The organism is Streptomyces sp. AF1A (assembly GCF_047340315.1).
Lineage (GTDB): Bacteria > Actinomycetota > Actinomycetes > Streptomycetales > Streptomycetaceae > Streptomyces.
On record NZ_JBLEBI010000001.1, the window covers coordinates 180721 to 202213 of the forward strand.

A 21493-nucleotide genomic window follows, 5' to 3' on the forward strand; every position below is an offset into this window, starting at 1 on the left:
GATGCGGGGCCGGGCGGCGGGTGCTCAGTGCTCCGCCCAGTCGCGGGCGCGTCCCACGGCCTTCTGCCAGCCCGCGTACAACCGGTCGGCCTGGGCCTGATCCATCTCCCGCTCGAACCGCCGGTCGAGTCGGAAGGCGTCGGCGAGCTCCGCGTGGTCCTTCCAGAAACCGGTGGCCAGACCGGCGAGGAAGGCCGCCCCCCGGGCCGAGGACTCGATGACGGTGGGCCGCAGGACGGGCACGCCGAGGAGGTCGGCCTGGAACTGCATCAGGAAGTTGTTGGGGGTGGCTCCGCCGTCGACCTTGATCTCCCGTACCGGGATGCCGGAGTCGGCCTCCATGCAACCGATGACGTCCCGGATCTGGTAGGCGATGGATTCCAGCGTGGCGCGGATGATGTGCTTGCGGTTGGTGCCCCGGGTCAGGCCGAGGATGGCTCCTCTGGCGTACTGATCCCAGTAGGGTGCCGCGAGGCCGACGAAGGCGGGGACGACGTAGACGCCGCCTGAGTCGGGCACCTGGCGCGCGGCGTACTCGGTGTCCTCGGCGTCGTAGACGATCTGCAGTTCGTCGCGCAGCCACTGGATCGAGGCCGCGGCCACGAATATCAGCCCCTCCAGGGCGTATTCGACCGTGCCGTCGATGCCCCAGGCGATCGTGGTGAGCATGCCGCGCCGGCTGGACACCGGCTTGTCGCCCGTGTTGAGCACCAGCGAGGCTCCGGTGCCGTACGTCGCCTTGACACTGCCCGGGGTGAAGCAGGCCTGCCCGAACAGGGCGCCCTGCTGGTCGCCGACGGCGGCCGCGACCGGGATGCGGGCGCCCAGCAGTACCGACTCGCTGGTGTGTCCGTAGACCTCACTGCTGGAGCGCACCTCGGGCAGGATCGCGCGGGGGATGCCGAGCTCGTCCAGCAGCCGCTGGTCCCAGTCGAGACGGGTGATGTCGAACAGCATGGTGCGCGATGCGTTGGTGTAGTCGGTGACGTGTGCGGCGCCCCCGGTGAGGTTCCAGATCAGCCAGCTGTCGACGGTGCCGAACGCCAGCTCGCCCCGCTCGGCGCGTTCCCGGGCTCTCGGCACATGGTCGAGAATCCACTTGATCTTCGTGCCCGAGAAGTAGGCGTCGATGATCAGCCCGGTGGTCTGCCGGACGTGGTCCTCCAGGCCGCGGGCCTTGAGCTCCTCGCACAGGTCGGCGGTACGGCGGTCCTGCCACACGATCGCGTTGTGCACCGGCTCGCCGGTCGCCCGGTCCCACACCACGACGGTCTCGCGCTGGTTGGTGACGCCGATCGCCGCGACGTCCTCGGCACCGCATCCGGCCTGCGACAGCACCTGCTTGGCCACGGTGACCTGGGTGTTCCAGATGTCGAGCGGGTTGTGTTCCACCCAGCCGGGATGGGGATAGATCTGCGGGAACTCCTGGCTGGCCTCGGCGGCGATGTCACCGGCCTTGTTGAACAGGATCGCCCGGATACCGGTGGTACCGGCGTCGAACGCCATGACATAGCGGTGGGTCATGGCGCTACCTGCTTTCCCGCGGCGCGATGCGCGGACCGGCGCCGGCAGTGGTGTCGAACACGTCACCACCGAACGCGATCATCGCCTTCATGCCGGCTCCGGAGGCGGCGTACGCGAAAGCGTCATGGATCTTGTCCAGTTCGAAGACCTGGCCCACCATGGGCGACAGGTCGACGCGCCGGTCGCCGACCAGCTGCAGACAGCGGCCGTAGTCGCCGTTCGTGGATCCGGTGGTTCCGGTCAGTGTCAGGCCCTTGTAATGCACCTTGTTGGTGTCCACAGGCACGCTCCCGGCAGCGCCGAGACCCGCGAAGTAGTTCAGCCGCCCGTGCGTGGCGAGCAGGTCCACGGCCTGTGCCTGCACCTGCGGGTCGGACACCGCGGTGATGACCACGTCCGCGCCGCGGCCGTCAGTGTGTTCCCGTACCACGTCGGCCAGGTCCCGCTCGCGCACGCTGACACACACGTCCGCGCCGAGACGGGCGGCGAGGTCCAGACGGGGCCGGCTCCGGTTGGAGATGATCACCTTCCGCGCCCCGGCGAGCTTGCCGAGCAGCACGTGGAAGGCACCGATGGGGCCCGCCCCTGCGATCACCACCACGTCCTCCGGGCCCACGCGCAGGGCCTGTTGGCCGCTGTAGCAGCAGGAGAACGGTTCGACCAGGGCCGCCTCGGCGTAGGAAATGCCCTCGGGCAGCTCGAAGACGTTGCCTCGCTGCAGGGCGAAGCCCGGCACACGCAGGAGCTCCTGGAAGCCCCCGTCGATGCTGATCCCGAACGCCTCGTAGTCGGCGCACATGTTGTTGAAGCCGTGGCGGCACATGTCGCAGCGGCCGCAGCCCACGTTCGGGGTGACGCTCACCCTCATGCCCGTGCGGAATCCGCGCACCTGTCCGCCGACCGCCACCACGTCCCCGGCCAGCTCGTGGCCGAGCACCCGCGCCTGGCCGGCCGGGAGCTTGAAGTGGCCGTGCTTGAAGATCCGCAGATCGGTCCCGCAGATGGAGGCGGCCCGCACCCGCACCAGGATCTCGTCGGCTCCGACGGCCGGCTCGGGCAGCTCCTCCACCGACACCGAGCCCGGCTCGTGCAGTACCGCGGCCTTCACCGGACACCCCCGACGACTCCCGGCCGCGCCAGCTCGTCGCGGGCCTCCTGGGCGACGGCGAAGACGACCTTGTTGTACCAGGTGCGGCGCTCCAGCATGTCCTGGAACATCCCCGGCGCCTCCTCCAGCGCGGGCGTGTGACTGATCAGGGGAGCCACCTGCAGGTCATGTCCCAGATGCCGTACGACCATGTCCCACTCGCTGCGGCCGGCCGGGGTGATCTTGGAGTTCCAGGTGCCGTACAGCCGCAGCTCGCGCCGCAGGACGGACGAGACCAGCGCGCGCGGAACGGTCAGGTCCCCCGACAGGTCGCCCAGCAGCATGACCTGGCCCAGCGGAGCCGCCGCGGTGATCGCCTGCAGCAGCGATGCGGGCAGACCGCTGGCCTCCACGGCGCAGTCCACGCCACGGCCGGAGGTCAGCTTGCGGACGGTCTCCACGGTGTCGTCGTCGGATGCGTCGACCACCGGGAAACCCAGGTCGGCCATGACGGCGAGCTTGCGTTCGTCGATGTCGGCGACGTAGACCTCGCTGACACCCAGGATGCGCAGCCACTGGGCGGCCAAGGCGCCGATCGGGCCGGCTCCGATGACCAGCGCGGTCGCGTGCGCCGGCAGCTCGAACTTCAGCATGGCGTGCAGGGCGACGGCCGCGGGCTCCACCATGGCGGCGTGCACCAGCGGCACCTGCGGGCCCACGGGCACGAGGTTGGCCTCCGGGACACGGAGTAGTTCCGCCATGGCGCCGTCGCGCCGGGAACCGTAGTAGTCGTAGCCGGAGCTGACCGTGTACTCGCCGATCTGTGTCATCGGATCCGCCGGGTCGGCCAGGAGAGGGAACACGGCTACCCGGTCCCCGGGCGAGAAACGGCTGTCCGCCGGGACCTCCTCCACGACCGCGGAGAACTCGTGACCGAGGACGAGCGGATAGTGGTACGCCTTGCCGCGGCCGAACCGGAGCACGTCCGAGCCGCACACGCCCACGCCGCCGACTCGGACCAGCACCGAGCGGTCGCCGACGGGCTCCGGGTCGGGGACGTCCGTCCAGGTCAAAACGCCCGGGGACTGCAGTACTGCTGCCTTCATCGCGGTGCCCTCAGACTTCCATGCCGTAGCGGTGCGCCTTGTGCGTGGGATACAGCGCGATCTGGGGGATCGTGACGTCGGGGGTGCGCGTGGCTACATAGAGTGTGACCTCAGCGACGTTGCCGACATCGATGCAACTGGCGTGGATGCCTTCGGCCATCTCCTTCTCGTCGAGCCATCCGTCCAGGTAGGCCGGGATGTCTCCGTCGTACAGACCCTTGTCGATGATCTCGGTCATGGGGGTCTTCACGTGTGACGGGTTGATCACCGTCACGCCGATGTTCTTGTCCTTGCCTTCGAGCAGGATGTTCTTGCTGAACCCCATCATTCCGTGCTTGGAGGCGCGGTAGGGGCTGTGCCCGGGGCCGGAGGCCAGTCGGGCAGAGGAGGAGCCCATGTTGATGATGCGGCCGCCGCCGGGCTGTCGCTCCATGGTGCGGAAGGCCTCGCGGCAGCACAGGAAGACCGCGGTGAGGTTCGGACCGATCGTCTTGTTCCACTCGTCCAGCGTCACCTCGCTCACCGGCGGGGACAACGAGTCTCGGCCCGCACTGTTGACGAGCAGGTCCACGTGGCCCCACTCCTGCACGGCGTGCCGGAAGAACGCCTGCACCTGGTCCTCGTCGGTGACATCGGCCTCGACGCCGACACAGGTGCCGCCCTGGGACTGGATGGAGCCGACGACCTGCTTGAGCCGGTCGCCGTCGATGTCGACGAGGAGGACCGCGGCCTGGTTGGCGGCGAAGATCCGGGCGACGGCTTCTCCGATGCCCGACGCACCGCCGGTGACGATGGCGACCTTCCCGGCGAGCGCGGTGCCGGGAGTGGGTTCGTAAGTGGGGGTCATGTCTTTTCTTTCCGTTTCGTGAGCAGGGTGAAGAACGCGCGCCGGAGCACGCGGGAGGGAAGGGAAGGTCAGGAGGCGGCCACAGCCCCGGACCGCGCAGCGGCGATCTCCACGGCGCGGCGGGCGTTGCCGGCGATGGCGGCGAAGTCGCCTTCGGCCAGCAGTGATGAGCCGGCGATCCAGGTGCCGCCGCAGGCGGCGACACAGGGGCGGCTGAGGTAGTCGCCCAGGTTGTCGGGGGTCACGCCGCCGGTGGGCATGAAGGACATCCGGCCGTACGGCGCGGCCATGGCGTCGAGCAGACGCAGGCCGCCGGACGCCTCGGCGGGGAAGTACTTGACCAGGGACAGCCCCCGGGCGAGGGCCGCCTCGATACCGGTGGGGTTGTTGACGCCCGGCACCACCGGGATGTTCAAGCGCAGGCAGTGGTCCACGACGTCCGGGTTGAACCCGGGGGCGACGATGAACTGCGCGCCCGCGTCGAGAGCCCGGTCGACGGTCGCCCGGTCCAGCACGGTGCCCGCGCCGACGAGCAGGTCGGGGTGGCGCAGGCGCAGCGCCGCGATGCCGTCGCGGGCCGCCTCGGAGCGGAAGGTGATCTCGGCGACGGGCAGCCCGGCTTCCAGGAGCGCCTCGCCGAGAGGAGCGGCCTGGCGGACGTCGGGCAGCGTCACGACCGGCACAACGCGCAGCCGGCGCAGGCGCTCCAGGAGGTGTGGTGAGTTCATCGGGCCTCTCTCACGGACGGGTTGGCGTGGGTGAGGACGTAGGCGTGGCCGGGCCGGGGCACGGTCCACGACAACCGGGTGGCCCGGCGCCGCAGTTCGGCGCGGGTGTCCTCGGGGTCAACGGTGTTGAAGTCGAACAGGCCGAAGTGGTGGCACAGCAGGTGCGGAATGCCGGCCGCCGCGCAGAGCTCGGCCGCCTCCCGCGCCGTGAAGTTGCCCGGGACACCGTTGCCGGTGCGGTAGGCGTCGCGGCCGTTGACGGGCAGCAACGCCAGGTCGACGCGCAGGTCGCGCAGCAGCTCGGCCTGTCCGGCGTACGGCACGCAGTCCCCCGAGTGGTACATCCGGAAGCCGCCGACGGTGACGACGTAGCCGAGGAACCGGTGGTCGCCGTGTTCGTCCTGCTCCAGCCGCTCGTGTGCGGCAGGCACCGGTTCGACGACGATGCCGTCCACCTCGACGCGCTCGCCCGCGGTGGTGCCCGTGAACAGATCCGCGGGAACTCCGCGCTCCAGCGCGCGGGTTCGCTCGGCCCTGGGGACGACGAACCGGGGGCGGTTGTGGAGCAGCAGCGGGTGGATGGTTCCGGGGTCCATGTGATCGGTGTGACCGTGAGTGCACAGCACCGCGGTCACCCCCCGGAGGTCCTCCGGGGCCACTGGAGCGGGGTGCATCCGTCGGTGGGGGAAGAGCTTGCCACGGTACTTCTGCGCGAGCGTGTCGGACAGGTACGGGTCGATCAGGACCAGGTGCCGGCCGTGGCGCAGGGCGAACCCGGCTTGACCGAGCCACCACAGCGTCACGTCCCGATCGCCCGTACCGGCGGGCGCCGGGAAGGCACCCGTCAGCGGGGACTGCGGCGCGGGCTGCGCAAGGACCTGAACGGTCCGGTCGCTGGGGCCGGGGGGTGGCGATGCGGGGCGGGCGGCTTCCGGGTTCGGGAGGCTGCACTGCATGGCGACGGCTCTCCTGACGTTTCTGCGGGCGGCTGGGGGGACGGAGGTGTCCGGGTGACGCGGTCGGCCGGTTTCCCGGCAGGCTTCTGGGGAGGCGTGCCGGACGGCCTTCTCGGGGCGCGAGTACCGGACGGCTTCTCAGACGACGGACCGGCGTGTGCCGCCGTCGACGGAGAGCGCGGCTCCGGTGGTTGCCGAGGCCTGCGGCGAGCTGAGGTAGATGATCAGGTTGGCCACCTCCTCGGTCGTGGCGGCACGGCGCAGCAGCGAGGTGGGCCGGTGCTCACGGACGAACTCGTCGACCTGTTCGTCGATGGACCGGCTGGTTCCGGTGCCCAGTTCGGCCACGAAGTCGGCGATGCCCTCGGAGTTCGTGGGGCCGGGCAGGACCGAGTTGACGGTGACCGCAGTGCCGGCGCAGACCTCCGCAAGTCCGCGGGCGACGGCCAGTTGGGCCGTCTTCGTCATCCCGTAGTGCATCATCTCCGGCGGGATCTGCAGGGCTGACTCGCTGGAGACGAACACGATCCGGCCCCATCGGCGTCCGATCATGCCGGGCAGATAGAGACGGGACAGCCGGATGCCGCTGAGCACGTTGACGTCGAAATAGCGGCGCCATTCGTCGTCGTCGATCTCCAGGAAGGGCTTCGGTTCGAAGATGCCGAGGTTGTTGACGAGGATGTCCGTGGCGGGCACCTCGGCGAGGAGAGTCTCGGCACCTTCGCCGGTGCTCAGGTCGGCCGCGACGGCGACGATGTCGGCGCCGGGAATGTCGTCGGCGATCCGCCGCAGGGCCTTCTCCAGACGGGCCCCGTCCCGCCCGGTGATGACTGTGCGCGCACCCGCGCGGGCCAGGCCCAGGGCGGTGGCGAAGCCGATGCCCTGGCTCGATCCGGTGACGATTGCGGTCTTGCCGCTCAGGTCGATGTGCATGAGGAATTCGCTCCTGCGAGATATGAGGCCGGGTCAGCGTGCGCCGCGGCGCAGCAGACGGGTGGCGGCGACGGCGAGAACGAGTGCCGCGCCGTTGAAGATCGGTTCGATCCAGAAGGGAGCGCCGAGCAGGGACAGACCGGTGGTGCCGACCTGCAGCGTGATGACGGCGATCACTGTTCCCCAGACGTTGAACAGACCGGGCTGGATGGCCGTGGCGCCGAGGAACACTGCTGCATAGGCGGGCAGCAGCATCGGGGGTCCCACCGTCGGGTTGCCGCTGCCGAGGACGGCTGCCTGGACCAGCCCGGCCACACCGGCCAGCAGGCCCGCTCCGGTGAAGGCGAGCAGAGTCAGCCGACGCACCGGCACACCGCTGAGCCGGGCTGCGTCCGGGGAGCCGCCGATGGCGTAGAGGTAGCGGCCGAGCGGCGTCCACTGCAGCACGTACCAGACGACCACCCCAAGGGCGGCGGCGTAGACGACCGGCAGCGGCACGCCCAGCAGGTCGCCCTGGCCCAGCTTGGTGAGTGACGAGGGGATGCCTTCGTAGAACACATTGCCGTTGGTGTAGGCGCCGAGGACACCGGTCAGCACGGTACTCATGCCGATGGTGGTGATGAACGAGTTGATGCCGAGCCTGGTGATGAGGAGGCCGTTGACGGCCCCGACCAGGGTGCAGGCCAGCACCGCGAGGAGCGCGGCGAGGGGCAGGGAGAGGTGCTGTTTCGAGGTCAGACCGGTGACCAGGATCAGGCCGACCCCCAGGTTGGCGGCGACGGACAGGTCGAGCTCTCCGACTATCAGGGGGAGCAGCAGGCCGATGGCGAGGATGGTGAGAACTGCCTGGAGGTCGAGGACCGTCTTGGCGTTACCCCAGGTGGCGAAGGTGTCCGGCCTCAGGAGTGAGAACAGCACGACCAGCAGCCCCAGCAGCCCCAGCAGCGTGACGCGGGTCAGGAAATCGGACAGGGGCTCGCTGCGCCCGCCCGGCAGTCGCAGGGAACGGGGCCGGTGGTGGGTGTCCGGGGTGGCGGTGTCGCCGGCGGGGGTGAGGGAGGATGTCATCGGGCAAGCTCCTGTTCGCTCCCGGGGCCGGGTTCGGAGTCGAAGTGCGTGAGTTGTGTGACCTCGTGGGCGCTGGTCGCCGCGGCGTCGAGTTCGTGGGTCAGACGGCCGTCCCGGAGGACCAGCACCCGGTCGGCGAGCGCGAGCATCTCGTCGATCTCCGAGGAGATCAGCAGGACACCGGCGCCGCGGGCGGCGGCCTGGTCGACCAGCCGGAAGATTTCCTCGCGGGCGCCGACGTCGACACCCTGCACGGGCTCGTCGAACACGATCAGATCCGGTTCGGTGTCCAGCCACTTGGCGATGACGACCTTTTGCTGGTTGCCGCCCGACAGGTTCCGGAACAGGCGTCCCGGGGCCGCGGGCCTGACCCGGTAGGTGTCGATGAGCCGGCTGACGGTGCTGCGCTCGGCCGCCGTCGCCAGGCGCGCACCGCGCCAGAAGCGGGGCAGTGACGGCAGGGTGAGGTTCTTCGTGATGTCCATGTCCAGGACCCCGCCCTCGCGGCGCCGGTCCTCGGGGATGAGCGCGATGCGCCGGCGGACCGCCTCCCGCGGTGACCTCAGCGTGGCCCGGACGCCGTTGAGACGGATCTCGCCACCGGTCGGTACCTGTGCACCGAACAGCATGCGGGCGAGCTCGCTGCGACCGGACCCGAGCATCCCGGCCACACCGACGATCTCACCGCGGCGGACCTGGAAGCTGACACCGCGCAGCCGATGGCCGGACAGGCCGCTCACCTCGAGCAGTTCTTCGCCTGCCGCGCGGGCCGCGGAGCGCTCCCGTCCTACCGGCCCCACGGCACGGCCGACGATGAGCCGCACCAGATCGCCGACCTTGAGGCCTGGAACCTCGACCGTGTCGATGCGCCGTCCGTCCCGCAGCACGGTGGCGCGGTCGGCGATGCGCAGGATCTCCTCCAGCCTGTGGGAGACGTACAGCACCGCGACCCCGTGCGCAGCCACCTGCCGCACCGCGTCGAAGAGCCGTTCCGCCTCGGCCTCGGGAAGAGCGGCCGTCGGCTCGTCCAGGACGAGGACGCGGGCGTCGTCCTCCGCCGTGGCCAGGGCCCGGGCGATGGCGACGATGGTCTGTGAGGCCACCGGCAGACGGCCCACCGGGGCGTCGACCGGCAATTCCGGGTGCCCGAGGGCGGTCAGCGCCCGCGTGGCGGCCGACCGGGCCGCCGACCAGTCGACGCGGGCCAGCATCCGGGTGTCGTAACGGCGGCAGATCGCGAAGTTCTCCGTCACGGACAGGGTGGGAATGAGCCCGAGGTCCTGGTGGACGAAGACCAGGCCGTGCTCGGCCGCTGCTGTGGTGGCGGCCGCCTCAAACGCCCGGCCGTCCACCTCGATGACGGCGCCGGGGTCGGGCTCGTGGAATCCGGCCAGGCACTTGATCAGGGTCGACTTTCCGCTGCCGTTCTCGCCGAGCAGTGCGTGCACCTCGCCCGCCCGCAGCTCCAGGGAGACCTCGTCGAGCGCGCGCTGCCCGGGGAACGTCTTGGACAGGTTCCGGACGGCGAGCACGGTGCGTGTGGTGTCGGTGGAGGTGCCGCTCACTTCAGGCCCCAGGCCTCGCGGTAGAGGGAGCCGGCGTCGAAGTCGCCGTCCCAGGCCTTGCCGGGCACGTCGCCCTTGACGATCAGCTTGCCCTTCAGACCCTGGTCGACGGGCTGCTTCCCCTGGAAGATCCGGTTGAGGTTGTCGATGTCGGCGTAGCCGGCGCGGGCGAAGGCGAAGCCGACCGCCGCCGCCTGGTAGCCGCCCTTACGGATCATCTGGGTATTGGCGACGTCGGCGTCGACGGAGACACCGAAGGCCTTGCCGGGCTGCGCGAGACCGGCCTGCTGCAGGCCCTGGGCAAAGAAGTTCAGCGCGGCGTCGTAGCCGGCGAAGAGGACGTCGTAGTCGGGGTGGCTGCGCACCAGTTGGACCACCCTGCCGGGCGCGACGGTGCTGATCTCGGACGCCAAGTACGAACCCTCGGCGACCGTCTGGCAGCCCGCGCCCGCTGCCTTGCAGTCGGCGATGAACTTCTTGACGCCCCGGATGCGGGCCTTGACTGTGTCGAACTCGTCGTCGGTAAGGATCACGAACTTCGGAGGGGCGTTGAACCGCTTGCGTGCCTCCAGGTAGGCGAACTCACCGAGCAGATAGCCGGCGCGCTCGTTTTCCTCCAGCGGAGGGACGACGGCCTGGTACAGGTTGCCGGTATTGCCACACATGTTGCAGACGACGGCGATGCCCGCCTTGCGGGCGGCCTTGAGGTCACCCTGGACGGCGGCGGCGTCGATGGAGGTCAGCACGATGCCGTCGGCCCGGCTGGCGATCGCCCGCTGGATCGCTGCGGACATCTTGGTGACGTCGCCGGCAGGGTCATCGATCCGCGCGATCCAGCCGATCGTCCGTGCCGCGTCGACGGTCGCGCGGGCGGGCCGGGCACATCCTTCGACGGACATCGAACACGGGATGACGACGATGCTCTTGTTCCTGATCGGTCTGGGACCGGGAGAGGGGACCGCGGCGGTGACAGGTGTCTGCCGGGCGGTGGCGGCATTGACGTCGGCCTGGGCCTTGGCGGCGAACTTCTTGGCCTCGGGGGACGACTGCCCGTTACCGGACGAGTCCTGGGGGGCGGAGCAGGCGGACAGCGCCAGGGCGGCGAGGACGGCTACGGCGAGGGCGGGCCTGGAGCGGCCGAGAGCGTGGCGGGCGAGTCGGATCACGGCGGCGGTTCCTTCGGTGCGGCGGGGAAGGGCGGCTCAACGGGTGCGGCACGGCTGTGACCTGTTCGCGCTGGCTGCGGTTGCGAACCGGGTACAGGGAGGAAGCTCTCGAAGACCCCGGTGGGGTCGGGGCTAAGCGGACGGAGGCGGGACTGCTGCTCGTACCTTCGGCTGCCGGCGGGTCGTTCCGGCCCCTCGGCAGCGAGGCACTCGGCGGCTGAGCCATGGTCGGTCCGGCCGCTTGCACAAGAACGTCGCAGACTTATCGACCCCCTGTCAATGGAATCGAAGAAATTTCTTCGAGCTTCTTTGAGAGTCTCGAAATCAATGCGATGCTGTAGGCGTCGACAGCGGCGCACATCGCGCCGAGTCCTGCGGGGTCCAGGCCGCGAAGAACTCAGCGCCGCGAGCATCGCGGCCGGCACCGCACCCATCCACAGACCCGAGCAGGCCCAGGCCCGCCAGGCGATCAAGGAATGCGACCGAAAGCTCACCCACCACCAAGCCGCCCTAGACGCCCGAGCCGACCCCGCCGTCGTCACCCAGTGGATCAACGACGCCCAGCGCGACAAGGACGGGCGGTGCGGTCGGGGAAGATGCCGACCACGTCGGTGCGGCGGCGGATCTCCTTGTTGAGCCTCTCCTGCGGGTTGTTCGACCAGATCTGCCGCCAGATCTCGCGCGGGAGGGCGGTGAACGCCAGCACGTCGGGCTGCGCGGCGTCGAGGTGCTCGGCGGCCTTGGGGAACTTCGTCTCCACCGCGTCGAGCACGTGCCGCAGCTGGGCCTTCACGGCGTCGGCGTCGGGCTTTTCGAATTCCGAGGGTGGCGCCGTGCTCGAGGTTCGAACCCGCCGGGGGCACAGAGAGAAGGGCCAGCTCAGGCGCGGTTTGCTCCATGCTGGCCCTTCGTCGTGTCCCAGGACGTGCCACATGCGTGCCACTGGAGTCCATGCGGAGTCACGCGGAGTCCATATCCCCTGGCCGGGGGCCCGTCCCCCGCCGTTGGGGATCATGGCTCCGAGCCGGTCGCCTCAGCCCAGCGGCTCTTGCCCGCATTCAGCGGCATCTCACCGCACGTCCGGCCCCGACGCCACCTGCTCGCTGCCCGGCACCACCGACGCGCGATGTGCGAGCGCTTCACCGTCTGGAAGCAGGTCGTCGGCTGTCCCCCCTTGCCGCTCAGCCCCGGTCCTCCGGCACACCGAGGGCGGCGCGGAGCGTGGTGAGCACCTCCTCCTGCCTCGGGACCAGATAGAAGACGAGCCGACCGACAACCTGGACCTGGAGTCGGCGGAGGCCCCGCAGGAGGGGCTGGAGGCGTACGAGGGGACGGTCCTGGCGGTCACCCACGACCGCTGGTTCGCACGCTCCTTCGACCGCTTCCTGGTGTTCGGCAGCGACGGCCGGGTACGCGAGACACCGGAGCCGGTGTGGGACGAACGCCGCGTGGAGCGGGCACGCTGACGGGGTGATGGGCGGTCCGGCGCTGGGCCGTGGAGAGCGGAAAACTCGTACAACGGGTGCCGCGGGTTCGCATCCTGCCGGGGCACCACTTCAGAGGGGCCCCACCTACAAACGTCCGTAGGTGAGGACCCTCTGACAGTCGTGCCTGCCATCAAGGCGGGCGGTCGCCGGCGATCACTGACGACCGGGGACGAGCATCATCGTGCGCAGGCGCTCGGGAGTCAGTTGGTGATGAGGCGGCTGTCGAAGCCGGCCCGCAGCAGGCGCCCGTAGGCCTCGTGGACGTCCCCCGGAGGAAGCCGCCCGCTACCCCGACCTCACCCACCCGCGCACCGTCTACCTGCGGGAAGACGTCGTGTGCCAGGCCCTGGACCGGTGGATCGCCCGGGCCTTCGCCCCGGACCGGCTCTCCGCCACCATCGAAAGCGCTCACCCCCGCGAGCGCCGCAGAGCCCCAGACCCCCGAACAGGCCCAAGCACGCCAGGCGATCAAGGAGTGCGAGCGCCGCCTCGCCCGCTACCAGGCCGCCCTAGACGCCGGAGCCGGCCCCGCCGTCGTCACCCAGTGGATCAACGAAGCCCAGCGGGACAAGGATGCGGCACAGAAGAAGCTCGACGCGCACACCGCCGTCCCCGGGAAGAAGCAAACCCCGCTCGACGCGCAATACGCAACGAGGACCGCGACCGTAAGGTCGAGGCCCTCGTCACCGTATCGTCAAGCGTTGTGTCCGAGGGGGGAGTTGACCGCTGACGATACGGTCGTGGTTGCGCAGGGGGGACTCATGCTGCAAGCCCCGTGAGGTGATCTCAAGGTCTCATCATGGAATCAAGCACCTGTCCCCTCACCTCCAGCCCCACGCCCTCTGAAGTAAAATCTCGGGGCCTCCCCCTGAGTGGTGGACACGCTGATACTGGATCTGCTTGATCCGGAGGAAGCGAGAAGACCGCCGATGGCGATGAAGGACTACTCGGACGAGTTCAAGGCCGATGCCGTGGCCCTGTACGAGTCCACGCCCGGGGCGACATACAAGAGCATCGCCGCTGACCTGGGCATCAACCGGGCCACCCTGCGGGAGTGGGTGCTGCGGGACCGCGGACGCCGCGGTGTCGCCGCTGCTGCCCCGTCTGTGGGCGGAACGCCGGCGGCCCAGGCCGAGCAGACGGCATCGTCCGCCGATCCGGACGAGCGGATCCGGCAGTTGGAGGCCCGGGTGGCCGAGCTCGAGGCGAGTGAGCGGAAGCTGGCGACCGAGCGGGACATACTCCGCAAGGCGGCCAAGTATTTCGCCGGGGAGACAAACTGGTGAGTCGCTTCCAGTTCGTCGCCGACCACCGGGACGCCTACGGCGTGAAGCGGCTGTGCGAGGTCTTGGGCCTGAACCGGTCCAGCTACTACAAGTGGCTTGCCGGCAGAAAGGCCAGGGCGTCCCGGCAGAGTGAGGACCGGCTCCTGGCCGAGCGGATCCGCAAGGTCCACGGCGAGTCCGGCGGCACCTACGGCTCCCCACGGGTGACCGCCGAGTTGCACGCGAAGGGCCTGCGGATCAACGCGAAGCGGGTCGCTCGCGTCATGCGGACGTTCTCCATAACTGGCATCCGCCTGCACAGACGCGTCCGCACCACCGTCCCGGGCCCGGCAGCCGCTCAGGTTCCGGACCTGTTCCACCGGGACTTCACCGCCACCGAGCCGGGGCGGAAATACATGGGCGACATCACTTATCTCCCGCTCGCCGGCGGGGAGTTCCTCTATCTCGCGACCGTGCTGGACTGCTTCAGCCGCAAGGTCGTCGGCTGGTCCATCGCCGACCACATGCGCACCGGCCTGGTCGCCGACGCGCTGCAGATGGCCGCCTCGACCCGCGGCAGCCTGGACGGCGCCGTGTTCCACTCCGACCACGGGGCGCAATACGGCTCCCGGGCCTTCGCCGATCTCTGCGACCAGCTCGGAGTGACCCGGTCCATGGGTGCCGTCGGTACCAGCGCGGACAACGCGGCCTGCGAGAGTTTCCACGCGACCCTGAAACGCGAGACCCTCCAGGGCATCGGCGACTACGGCGACGCCGGCACCTGCAGAAGGACGGTATTTGCCTGGCTGGCCCGCTACAACACCCGCCGCCGGCACGCCGCCAACGGCCACCTCAGCCCCAACGAATACGAACGCCGACACCACGCAGCTAAGCTCACGCTCGCCGCGTGATCAACGAAGCGTGTCCACCATCACGGGGGAAGGCCCACCCCATGAACAAGATCACGCCAAGTCGACTTGTTTCGCGTTGCGTCTGCAACGCAGGGTACGAGAGGATGTTCGATGCACTGCGCACTCTGGGTGGTCTCAGATGAAGCTGCGGCGACTGAGCAGTCCCAGCGCACAACACGCTTACGGGGTGGGTGGATGAAGTTCGACATGGGGTCGACGACCCTGTCGCAGCTCGGGAAGAGCACCGCCGGATCGAGTGACGACCTGGGCACGCTGATCAGGTTGCTGATCCAGGCGGCCGAACCGTTGGAGGGCAAGTTCAACGGGGCGGGCAAGGCCGCGTTCGACACGTTCAAGGCGCATGCCGACGAGATCACGGCGGAGCTGAACAGCTCGCTGGGCGCGATCCTCGGCGGCCAGTCCGGTATGGACACGGCGTTCGGCAGCGGTGACGTCGAGTTGGGCGACAACGCACACCAGAACATGGGGATGGCCAACTTCGACGCCGCCCGTTTCGGCGCGCGATAACCGTCCTCGAAGAGCAAGTCACCGCTGACGCCACCGTTTCAAGGGGGACTCGATCATGGCCCAGAACCAAGACCGCCGCTCGTACGACACCGGCGCCTCCGCCGACGTACAGACCAGCCTGTCCGGCATCATCGGCCAGTTGGAGCGCGTGCTGACCGACCGCGACCGGGCGGTCAAGGCGGCGATGGCGGACTTCGAGGCCGACGGTGTCTCGGACGAGTACCACGGCAAGGAGGTCCGCTGGCATAGGGCCGCGGCCGAGGTGCGCGAGATCATCCGTCTGGTCCGCAACACGCTGGAGCAGAACGACGGCACCGCTCAGGCCACCCTCGCCAAGGCGAAGGCCGCGGTCGACAACATCGGCTGATGCCAGGGGACTTGACGGGCGAACGAACGCCGACAGGCACATAAAAACGGGGACGAGGGGATTGCCGTGACGGGGTGGGACATTCACCCGGCCGGGGTGTACAAGGTGCTGTCCGAGTGCGGCACCGCCGCGAAGAACATGTCGGACGCCGGCAGTGCGATGCAGAGCAACCTGGAGGAGGCCGCTTCCGCAGCCGGCACACTGACCAGCCAGTACGGCCCATACACCAGCACAGCCGGGCTGGTCGGCTCGGCGCTGGGCCTGTTCATGCAGCACTGGAGTCGGGACCTTGTGTACATCGCCAAGCGCACCTCGAACGCTCTCCACGGGGCGGATCAGGCCACCCGCCACTACATAGCCGGTGACCTCGAGCACGCCGCGAACGCGCAGCGAGAGGCGGCCAAGGAGCCGACGGTGGATCTGCCCGGCGTGGGTAAGACGGGCCACGGCGCGAAGGGCCGGTGACGGTGAGCAACGAGGCGAAGCTGATCGACCCTTCGGGCATACCGCACTTCATCGGTGACCTGGACACCCTGGACACCGATGTGATGCTGCTGACCGCGGACGCGGGCCAGTTCCGCGCGTCCGGTTCAGACGTGCACACCACCTTCCAGCATCTGTCCTCCTTCTACTCGGCGCCCGAGGCCGAGCAGTTGTTCAGCACGACCGTCCCGGTGCAGAAGAAGTCCGACGCCTTCGCCGGCGATCTGGAGAAGGTCGCAGGCACCCTGTCGGACTACAGCCTCGAAGTCCGGCCTCTGGTGAAGAAACTCGACTCACTGAAGGCGGAGGCGACCGCCTTCGTGAACTCCGTTTCCGGGGACGACGGCTGGCGCAAGGACCAGGACAAGGTCAACCACAACAACGACCTGTGGCACGACGTCAATCACACGGTGGCCGCCTTCGAGGCCGCCGAGCGCAGGGCCTACAACAAGATCATGGCTCTGATCGGCGGCAGTCCGTTGATCGCCGACGACGGCTCCCACAGCTGCAACATGTACGGCTTCAACGCCGCCGACCTGGACCATGCGAAGGAAACTCCCTGGGGCGCACCGACAGAGCGGGAGTACGAGGGCTGGGCCTGGCTGGCCCACCAAGGCAAGCAGGTATGGGACGGCTTCTGGCACGACGGCGTGGTGGCCACCGTCCACGGCCTGGGCACCCTGGTCGGCTGGGACGGCGCGGACGCCGCCGGGCAGGCATGGACCAACCTCGCCAAGCTCAGCACAGCCGCCGGCCTGACCAGCGCCACCATGGGCGCCTGGTACCTCATCCCCGACAAGGACCTCCCGTCCTGGCTCCGCGAATCGCGAACCGCCCAAAATCAGGCCGCCAAAGGACTCGTGGCCTGGGACGAGTGGAAGACCAACCCGGGCCGAGCCGCTGGCGCCTTCGGCTTCAACGTGCTGACCCTGGTGGGCACCGACGGAGTCGGCGCCGCCGCCTCGGACGCCGGCAAGGCCGGTGCGGCAATCCGCGCAGTGTCGGCCGTAGGCAAAGTCGGCCGGGTCGTCGACCCCATGACGTACGTCGGCAAGGCAGGCACGTTCGCCCTCGCCAGGGTCGGTGACGCCTTCACCACGCTCAAAAACCTGCACACGGGCGTCACAGCCGACCTGCTCAAACAGGCCGATGCCGTCCGCTCCCCCAAGATCCCAGCCGACGCGATCCCCTACGTCGACAACGCCACCGGCAAGATCCTCTACCTCACCGACGAGGGTCACGTCCTCAATGTCGATGGCAGCCTGCGGCAGCACGTCGACGAAGCCGCGCACGAACTCTCCTCGGACGACCGCCAGGAGCTGAGTGGGCCACGGCTGGCGGACCACTCACATGATTTGGTCGGTGCCGGCGCCCGAGCCGAACACACCAGCCGCTCCACTCACGTCGGCGAGCAGACACCAGCGGAGACAGGTAGCAGTGGCGGCGGCCACGTGGCTTCACACGAAGGCTCGTCCGGTGGAACCGCTGGAGCACAATCGTTTGACCGCCCGGGAGCCAATGGCGGGAGCGGCAGTCACGGTTCTTCTGGATCAAGCCACGGCGATGGCACCCATGACGAGCCCCACCACGAGCTGACTCCAGCAGAGCGAAAGGCCATTCAAGACGAACACGTCCGGAAGGCCAACGAAGATCCCGAGTGGCGAAAACAACATTACGATATTCTGGGACGCAGGAAGCCCAACGTCGGGCTGGTAGACGGGGTCGAGCTCCCTCAGCTCGCAAAGGATGCTCATGGGCGTTTCATCGCCAAGCACGACTTGCCAAGCGGTCCGTCCGAAATTCGCCTTGGCGCTAAGCCGCTCGCTCGCCACACCGCACCCGCCGACGTTCTGCCGACTCTCGACAAGAGAGCTGCCGATCGCCAAGCCTATCGAGACCTCACAAATGCTAAAAGAGCGTTTGATCTGACACCCTCCCCCGAGAACCACACCACGCTTACCGATGCTCAGAAGGCATACGCAGAACAGCTTGGTGATGTTCCTCCCAACAGCAAGATCTCCGAAAGGCTCGGGGAGGACGCCTCCAGGCTTCATGCGATTCCCATCACGTTCCGGGATCCAAAGCCCATCCCGCTTCCTAAGACACCCAACGGAGCCCATTCGTTCGACGCTGCGTACAGGATCGAGAACGATGAAATCCTGATCGTCGAGGACAAGGCGCCGGGGAACGACCTCGACTGGCGCTTGGGGCGGGCTGACCCTGAGGACCCTGAGAATCCACACATAGGCGATGATGGCGGCGCAGAAGGCATGAGGGTCAAGCAGGGCACAACCCTGTACCTGCGGACCATCATGGCCGAGATGACGAAACGCGGTGGCCTTGACGCCAAGCTCGCACGCGAGTTCCGAAACGCACTGAAGGCGGGAAAGTTGAGGTATGTCCTGGTTAAGGTCCAGGAACCCAACGGCTCCCTCTATGCTGGGGCCGTAGTGGAAGAAGTGCAGATCTACTGAGAGAAGAGCACGTGGTCAACCGCATCCCCCGCCACGACTTCCCTGTGGAGGACGTGGACGAAGCCATGGAGCCGATCGTCCAGAGTGTCGAAGAAGCGCTGTCTGAGCTCGAAACCTCAGAGTTCGATCGTTTCGACGCCCTGGATTACTCGCTGACCCTGGCCAAATGGTCCTGCCTGGCGGATCCCATGGTAGAGGAGTTCGCGACGTGGGGGACTTGGGTCACCGCAATGCAAGTTGGTTCAGGCCTGTTCATCTCGGGCACTGCTGCGGAAGGCCCGGTGCCATGTCACATCGGAATCAATGGCGAGGTCAAGAACCTCCCAGCGACCGGCCCTCAACAATATCTGCACGCAGGTAACTGGCTAACCTCGTACTACCTAGCCGTTATCTGCCGTGAAAACGATCGACTCGACCAACTCGCCCGCGTTCCTGTGTCATTTCTTCGAGAATCCGGAGCCGAGTTCGATGAGTACATCTATGCATGGGTGGAAACCCTGCAGAACGCCTGGTTCGGTCGCCGAGAGACTTGGGATACCCTGCTCACCGCCATCAACGGCACGGACCCTGCGGCACCCCACATCGCCAGTGCCGAACTCATGTTGAAGATCCTCTACCCACCACTTGAAGTTTTTCATCGCTACCAGAGGCGAGAGCCAGAACGGTTCAATGCGGCCCTGGCAGACGCACTCATCTGGCACCGCGAGTATTGGTCTGCCGACCAGGCGCGCGCCAAGAGCGGTGAGGGGTTGGTGGCTCTGGGTCCGCTCGCCGTCGCCTGCATGGCCTTCGACGCGGATATCCCTGTTCAGGTGGAGTCCGAGTACCTACCCAAGTATCTCTTGGAACGTAGGTGGGTCGGACATATTCCCACCTGAACGGAAGATCAAGATGTTCGAACCGCTCGCTGGACTTCTCCCCGGTTGGGGCAAGGTGGTCAGGAGACAGAGTGACGTGGCTGGGGCGTCGTCGGCCTGCGTCGCTGGCGCCGGTACCGCATTGCGTCTGCAACGGGGTATGAGAGAGCATGTTCGATGACTGCGAGCCCCGCACGGCCCGGTGAGGGATCCCGATCGGCCAACCGCAGTGGATTACTCAGTGGCCCCCAGCGAACCGGAATCATTACGTGTCAGCCCAGGATTACGACAGTCAGCTTCTTGAGTCAGTGGCGGTCCGCCGGCGTCGGTTGCGTGATGCCGTGTTGTTCGGTGCGCAGCGGCAGCGGCGCACCGTGGATGAGCGGCTCGGGAAGGCGTTCGCGGGTGTGGTGATCGCCGCGGTGGTGTGCGCCGGTTGTGTGGGGTGGTCGTTCATCTCGCACCGGGTGGTCGGGAAGGGTCCTTACGGGACGTCGGTGCCTGCCCCGGCAGTACCCTCCGCGCCCACCTCCGGTGGGACCAGCGGAGCACCGCAGTCTGCGAATTCGGCCCGATGATAGGTTCGAACGCGTGATATCTCGGGGGACTGTGAGCCGTACGGCGCTGAGTCGGGTGACGTTGGTCGGTGAGCGGCGGCGGGTGGATCTGGTGCTGCCGTCCCGGGAGCCGGTTGGGCTGTTGCTGCCGGAGGTGATGTGGCTTCTCGAGGACCGGGTGGGCGAGCGTCCCCTGGTCCGGTATCTGGTGAAGGCCGACGGCAGCGCCCTGGAGCCGGATGACACGTTGGAGTCGGCCGAAGTGCCCGACGGTGCTGTGCTGCGTCTGGTGCGGGTCGAGGATGCGCCGTCCGCGCCGGTGGTCCATGACGTGAGTGACGAGGCGGCCGGCGATCTGGATGTGCGGGGCTGGCGGTGGGACGCGCGGGCGCGGCGGATCGCGGCAGCGGGCGCGGGCGTGGTGTGGGCACTCGCCGCCGGGTTCGTCGCCCGGCAGGGTTTCGAGGCCAGGGCCGCCGGATGGGGACTCCTTGTGAGTGCCGTGGTCGCCGCGGTGGCCGGTGTGCTGCTGGGCAGGGCCGGGCGCAAGGGACTGGCCGCGGCTCTGGTCGGAGTGAGTGCCGCTGTGGGCGCCCAGGGTGCTTGGGCGTTGGCCGACGCCCAAGCATGGTCGGGGGCGGTACGGCTGGCGGCGCTGCTCTCGGTCGTCGTGATGGCATTGCTGCTGCTCGGCTGGTTCTCGTCGTTCGGGCGGGGTGCTCTGCTGGGGGCAGGGGCCGTGGCCGGCGCCGGTGCGTTCTGGGAGGTCGCGCTCGCCTTCCAGGCGGGTGGTACGAGTGCGGGTGAATCGGCTCGCGCCGGGGCCTTGCTGGCCGTGGTGTCCGTGGTGGCGCTCGGGGTGCTGCCGCGGTTGGCGCTCGCCGCATCCGGACTGTCCGGGTTGGACGACCGGCGCTCCTCGGGAACATCGGTCAGTCGTTACCAGGTGGCCGCCGCCCTGGCCGCCACGCACCGAGGGTTGGCGCTGGCGACGGTCGTCACCGCGGTCTCCGGTGCCGTCGCCGGAGTGCTGGCGGTGCGTGCCATCACCGTATGGACGGCTGCGCTGGCCGTCACCGTCACGTTCGTCCTCGCGCTGCGGGCGCGCGCCTACCCGCTGGTTGCGGAGGTGGTTGCGCTGTTCGCGGCGTCCATGGTGGTGGCGTTGCGGCTGGCCTGGTTGTGGCTGGAGCACTCCGGACCGACAGCTCCGCTCGCCGTTCTCGGCGTACTGGTCGTGCTGTCCTTGGGTGTGCTTGCCGTGCAGCCCGCCGAGCATGTGCGGGTGCGGCTGCGCAAGGCCGGCGACGTGCTGGAGTCGACCGCTGTGATCGCTCTGTTCCCGCTGCTGCTCGGGGTGTTCGGGGTGTACGGGCGGCTGCTGGGCACCTTCGCCTGAGGAGGGGGTAGTGATGACGACTCCAGGCCGCTGGCAGGACGACGTGCTGCGCGACCTGAACCGTGCTTCTGCCGAGGACGACGCCAGGCAGGAGTCCTCCTCTGAGGACGCTCGGCCTCCGCTGCCCGTACGCGACTTGGATGAGGAGCGCCCGCGTCCGGGGCAGCCCGGCACCGCCTCCAGCG

General features: G+C 68.5%; 18 protein-coding genes and 2 pseudogenes. 9 read left to right on the forward strand and 11 right to left on the reverse strand.

Annotation, left to right across the window (positions count from 1 at the left end):
* Window positions 1–24: 24 nt before the first annotated feature.
* The 11 genes and pseudogenes from glpK to ACLU3S_RS00750 form a co-directional block, all read right to left on the reverse strand.
* Window positions 25–1524 carry a glycerol kinase GlpK gene (glpK, locus tag ACLU3S_RS00700; protein WP_413949678.1) on the reverse strand — a complete coding sequence of 500 codons (1500 nt, stop codon included), beginning with the start codon at window positions 1522–1524 and terminating at the stop codon, window positions 25–27.
* A 4-nt stretch (window positions 1525–1528) separates the two neighbouring features.
* A complete protein-coding gene (locus ACLU3S_RS00705; protein WP_413949679.1) occupies window positions 1529–2632 on the reverse strand; it encodes a zinc-dependent dehydrogenase in 1104 nt (367 codons plus the stop codon).
* The gene (locus tag ACLU3S_RS00710; RefSeq protein WP_413949680.1) at window positions 2629–3717 is read right to left on the reverse strand and encodes a galactitol-1-phosphate 5-dehydrogenase; all 1089 of its coding nucleotides are present in this window, start codon (window positions 3715–3717) and stop codon (window positions 2629–2631) included. The genes ACLU3S_RS00705 and ACLU3S_RS00710 overlap by 4 nt, the downstream gene beginning before the upstream one ends.
* Before the next feature lie 10 nt (window positions 3718–3727).
* Complete coding sequence (locus ACLU3S_RS00715; protein ID WP_413949681.1) at window positions 3728–4564, reverse strand: SDR family oxidoreductase; 837 nt, start codon at window positions 4562–4564, stop codon at window positions 3728–3730.
* 68 nt (window positions 4565–4632) lie between these two features.
* A complete protein-coding gene (eda, locus tag ACLU3S_RS00720) occupies window positions 4633–5292 on the reverse strand; it encodes a bifunctional 4-hydroxy-2-oxoglutarate aldolase/2-dehydro-3-deoxy-phosphogluconate aldolase (RefSeq protein WP_413949682.1) in 660 nt (219 codons plus the stop codon).
* Window positions 5289–6248 (reverse strand): MBL fold metallo-hydrolase, encoded by a 960-nt coding sequence (locus tag ACLU3S_RS00725; RefSeq protein ID WP_413949683.1) that lies wholly within the window; start codon window positions 6246–6248, stop codon window positions 5289–5291. The genes eda and ACLU3S_RS00725 overlap by 4 nt, the downstream gene beginning before the upstream one ends.
* Window positions 6249–6386: 138 nt before the next feature.
* On the reverse strand, window positions 6387–7181 hold the full coding sequence (locus ACLU3S_RS00730) for an SDR family NAD(P)-dependent oxidoreductase (protein ID WP_413949684.1): 795 nt from the start codon (window positions 7179–7181) through the stop codon (window positions 6387–6389).
* A 33-nt stretch (window positions 7182–7214) separates the two neighbouring features.
* Window positions 7215–8249, reverse strand: a complete 1035-nt coding sequence (locus ACLU3S_RS00735; protein WP_413949685.1) for an ABC transporter permease — start codon at window positions 8247–8249, stop codon at window positions 7215–7217.
* Complete coding sequence (locus ACLU3S_RS00740) at window positions 8246–9814, reverse strand: sugar ABC transporter ATP-binding protein (protein ID WP_413949686.1); 1569 nt, start codon at window positions 9812–9814, stop codon at window positions 8246–8248. Before ACLU3S_RS00740 ends, ACLU3S_RS00735 begins: the two co-directional genes overlap by 4 nt.
* On the reverse strand, window positions 9811–10980 hold the full coding sequence (locus ACLU3S_RS00745) for a sugar ABC transporter substrate-binding protein (RefSeq protein WP_413949687.1): 1170 nt from the start codon (window positions 10978–10980) through the stop codon (window positions 9811–9813). The genes ACLU3S_RS00740 and ACLU3S_RS00745 overlap by 4 nt, the downstream gene beginning before the upstream one ends.
* A 577-nt stretch (window positions 10981–11557) precedes the next feature.
* A pseudogene (locus tag ACLU3S_RS00750) lies at window positions 11558–11803 on the reverse strand (transposase); the annotation flags it as partial.
* Window positions 11804–12239: 436 nt separating this feature from the next.
* Between ACLU3S_RS00750 and ACLU3S_RS00755 the strand changes: the two are divergent.
* From ACLU3S_RS00755 to eccD, 9 genes and pseudogenes are all read left to right on the forward strand, one after another.
* Window positions 12240–12446 (forward strand): annotated as a pseudogene (locus ACLU3S_RS00755) (ABC transporter ATP-binding protein); the annotation flags it as partial.
* 950 nt (window positions 12447–13396) lie between these two features.
* A protein-coding gene (locus ACLU3S_RS00760; RefSeq protein ID WP_413949688.1) for an IS3 family transposase occupies window positions 13397–14643 on the forward strand; the annotation gives its coding sequence in 2 pieces (ribosomal slippage) (window positions 13397–13739 and window positions 13739–14643; 1248 coding nt in all).
* 195 nt (window positions 14644–14838) lie between these two features.
* Complete coding sequence (locus tag ACLU3S_RS00765; RefSeq protein ID WP_330336839.1) at window positions 14839–15171, forward strand: hypothetical protein; 333 nt, start codon at window positions 14839–14841, stop codon at window positions 15169–15171.
* 55 nt (window positions 15172–15226) lie between these two features.
* Entirely contained in the window at window positions 15227–15538 is a 312-nt protein-coding gene (locus ACLU3S_RS00770) for a pore-forming ESAT-6 family protein (RefSeq protein WP_330336840.1), read from the forward strand.
* 66 nt (window positions 15539–15604) lie between these two features.
* Window positions 15605–16003 (forward strand): DUF6507 family protein, encoded by a 399-nt coding sequence (locus ACLU3S_RS00775; protein WP_413949689.1) that lies wholly within the window; start codon window positions 15605–15607, stop codon window positions 16001–16003.
* Window positions 16004–16005: 2 nt separating this feature from the next.
* Window positions 16006–18495, forward strand: a complete 2490-nt coding sequence (locus tag ACLU3S_RS00780; protein WP_413949690.1) for a hypothetical protein — start codon at window positions 16006–16008, stop codon at window positions 18493–18495.
* An 11-nt stretch (window positions 18496–18506) separates the two neighbouring features.
* Window positions 18507–19373, forward strand: a complete 867-nt coding sequence (locus ACLU3S_RS00785) for an immunity 49 family protein (RefSeq protein ID WP_330336843.1) — start codon at window positions 18507–18509, stop codon at window positions 19371–19373.
* A gap of 248 nt (window positions 19374–19621) precedes the next feature.
* Complete coding sequence (locus ACLU3S_RS00790; protein ID WP_413949691.1) at window positions 19622–19930, forward strand: hypothetical protein; 309 nt, start codon at window positions 19622–19624, stop codon at window positions 19928–19930.
* 13 nt (window positions 19931–19943) lie between these two features.
* Window positions 19944–21308, forward strand: coding sequence for a type VII secretion integral membrane protein EccD (gene eccD / locus ACLU3S_RS00795; protein ID WP_413949749.1), 1365 nt, complete (start codon window positions 19944–19946; stop codon window positions 21306–21308).
* The last annotated feature ends 185 nt before the right edge of the window (window positions 21309–21493 follow it).

What these genes read in the sequence shown, in the direction of transcription:
- glpK (WP_413949678.1), bottom strand. Translation starts at nt 1,524, where the DNA reads ATGACCCACCGCTATGTCATGGCGTTCGACGCCGGTACCACCGGTATC.
- ACLU3S_RS00710 (WP_413949680.1), bottom strand. Translation starts at nt 3,717, where the DNA reads ATGAAGGCAGCAGTACTGCAGTCCCCGGGCGTTTTGACCTGGACGGAC.
- ACLU3S_RS00715 (WP_413949681.1), bottom strand. Translation starts at nt 4,564, where the DNA reads ATGACCCCCACTTACGAACCCACTCCCGGCACCGCGCTCGCCGGGAAG.
- eda (WP_413949682.1), bottom strand. Translation starts at nt 5,292, where the DNA reads ATGAACTCACCACACCTCCTGGAGCGCCTGCGCCGGCTGCGCGTTGTG.
- ACLU3S_RS00725 (WP_413949683.1), bottom strand. Translation starts at nt 6,248, where the DNA reads ATGCAGTGCAGCCTCCCGAACCCGGAAGCCGCCCGCCCCGCATCGCCA.
- ACLU3S_RS00730 (WP_413949684.1), bottom strand. Translation starts at nt 7,181, where the DNA reads ATGCACATCGACCTGAGCGGCAAGACCGCAATCGTCACCGGATCGAGC.
- ACLU3S_RS00735 (WP_413949685.1), bottom strand. Translation starts at nt 8,249, where the DNA reads ATGACATCCTCCCTCACCCCCGCCGGCGACACCGCCACCCCGGACACC.
- ACLU3S_RS00765 (WP_330336839.1), top strand. Translation starts at nt 14,839, where the DNA reads ATGAAGTTCGACATGGGGTCGACGACCCTGTCGCAGCTCGGGAAGAGC.
- ACLU3S_RS00770 (WP_330336840.1), top strand. Translation starts at nt 15,227, where the DNA reads ATGGCCCAGAACCAAGACCGCCGCTCGTACGACACCGGCGCCTCCGCC.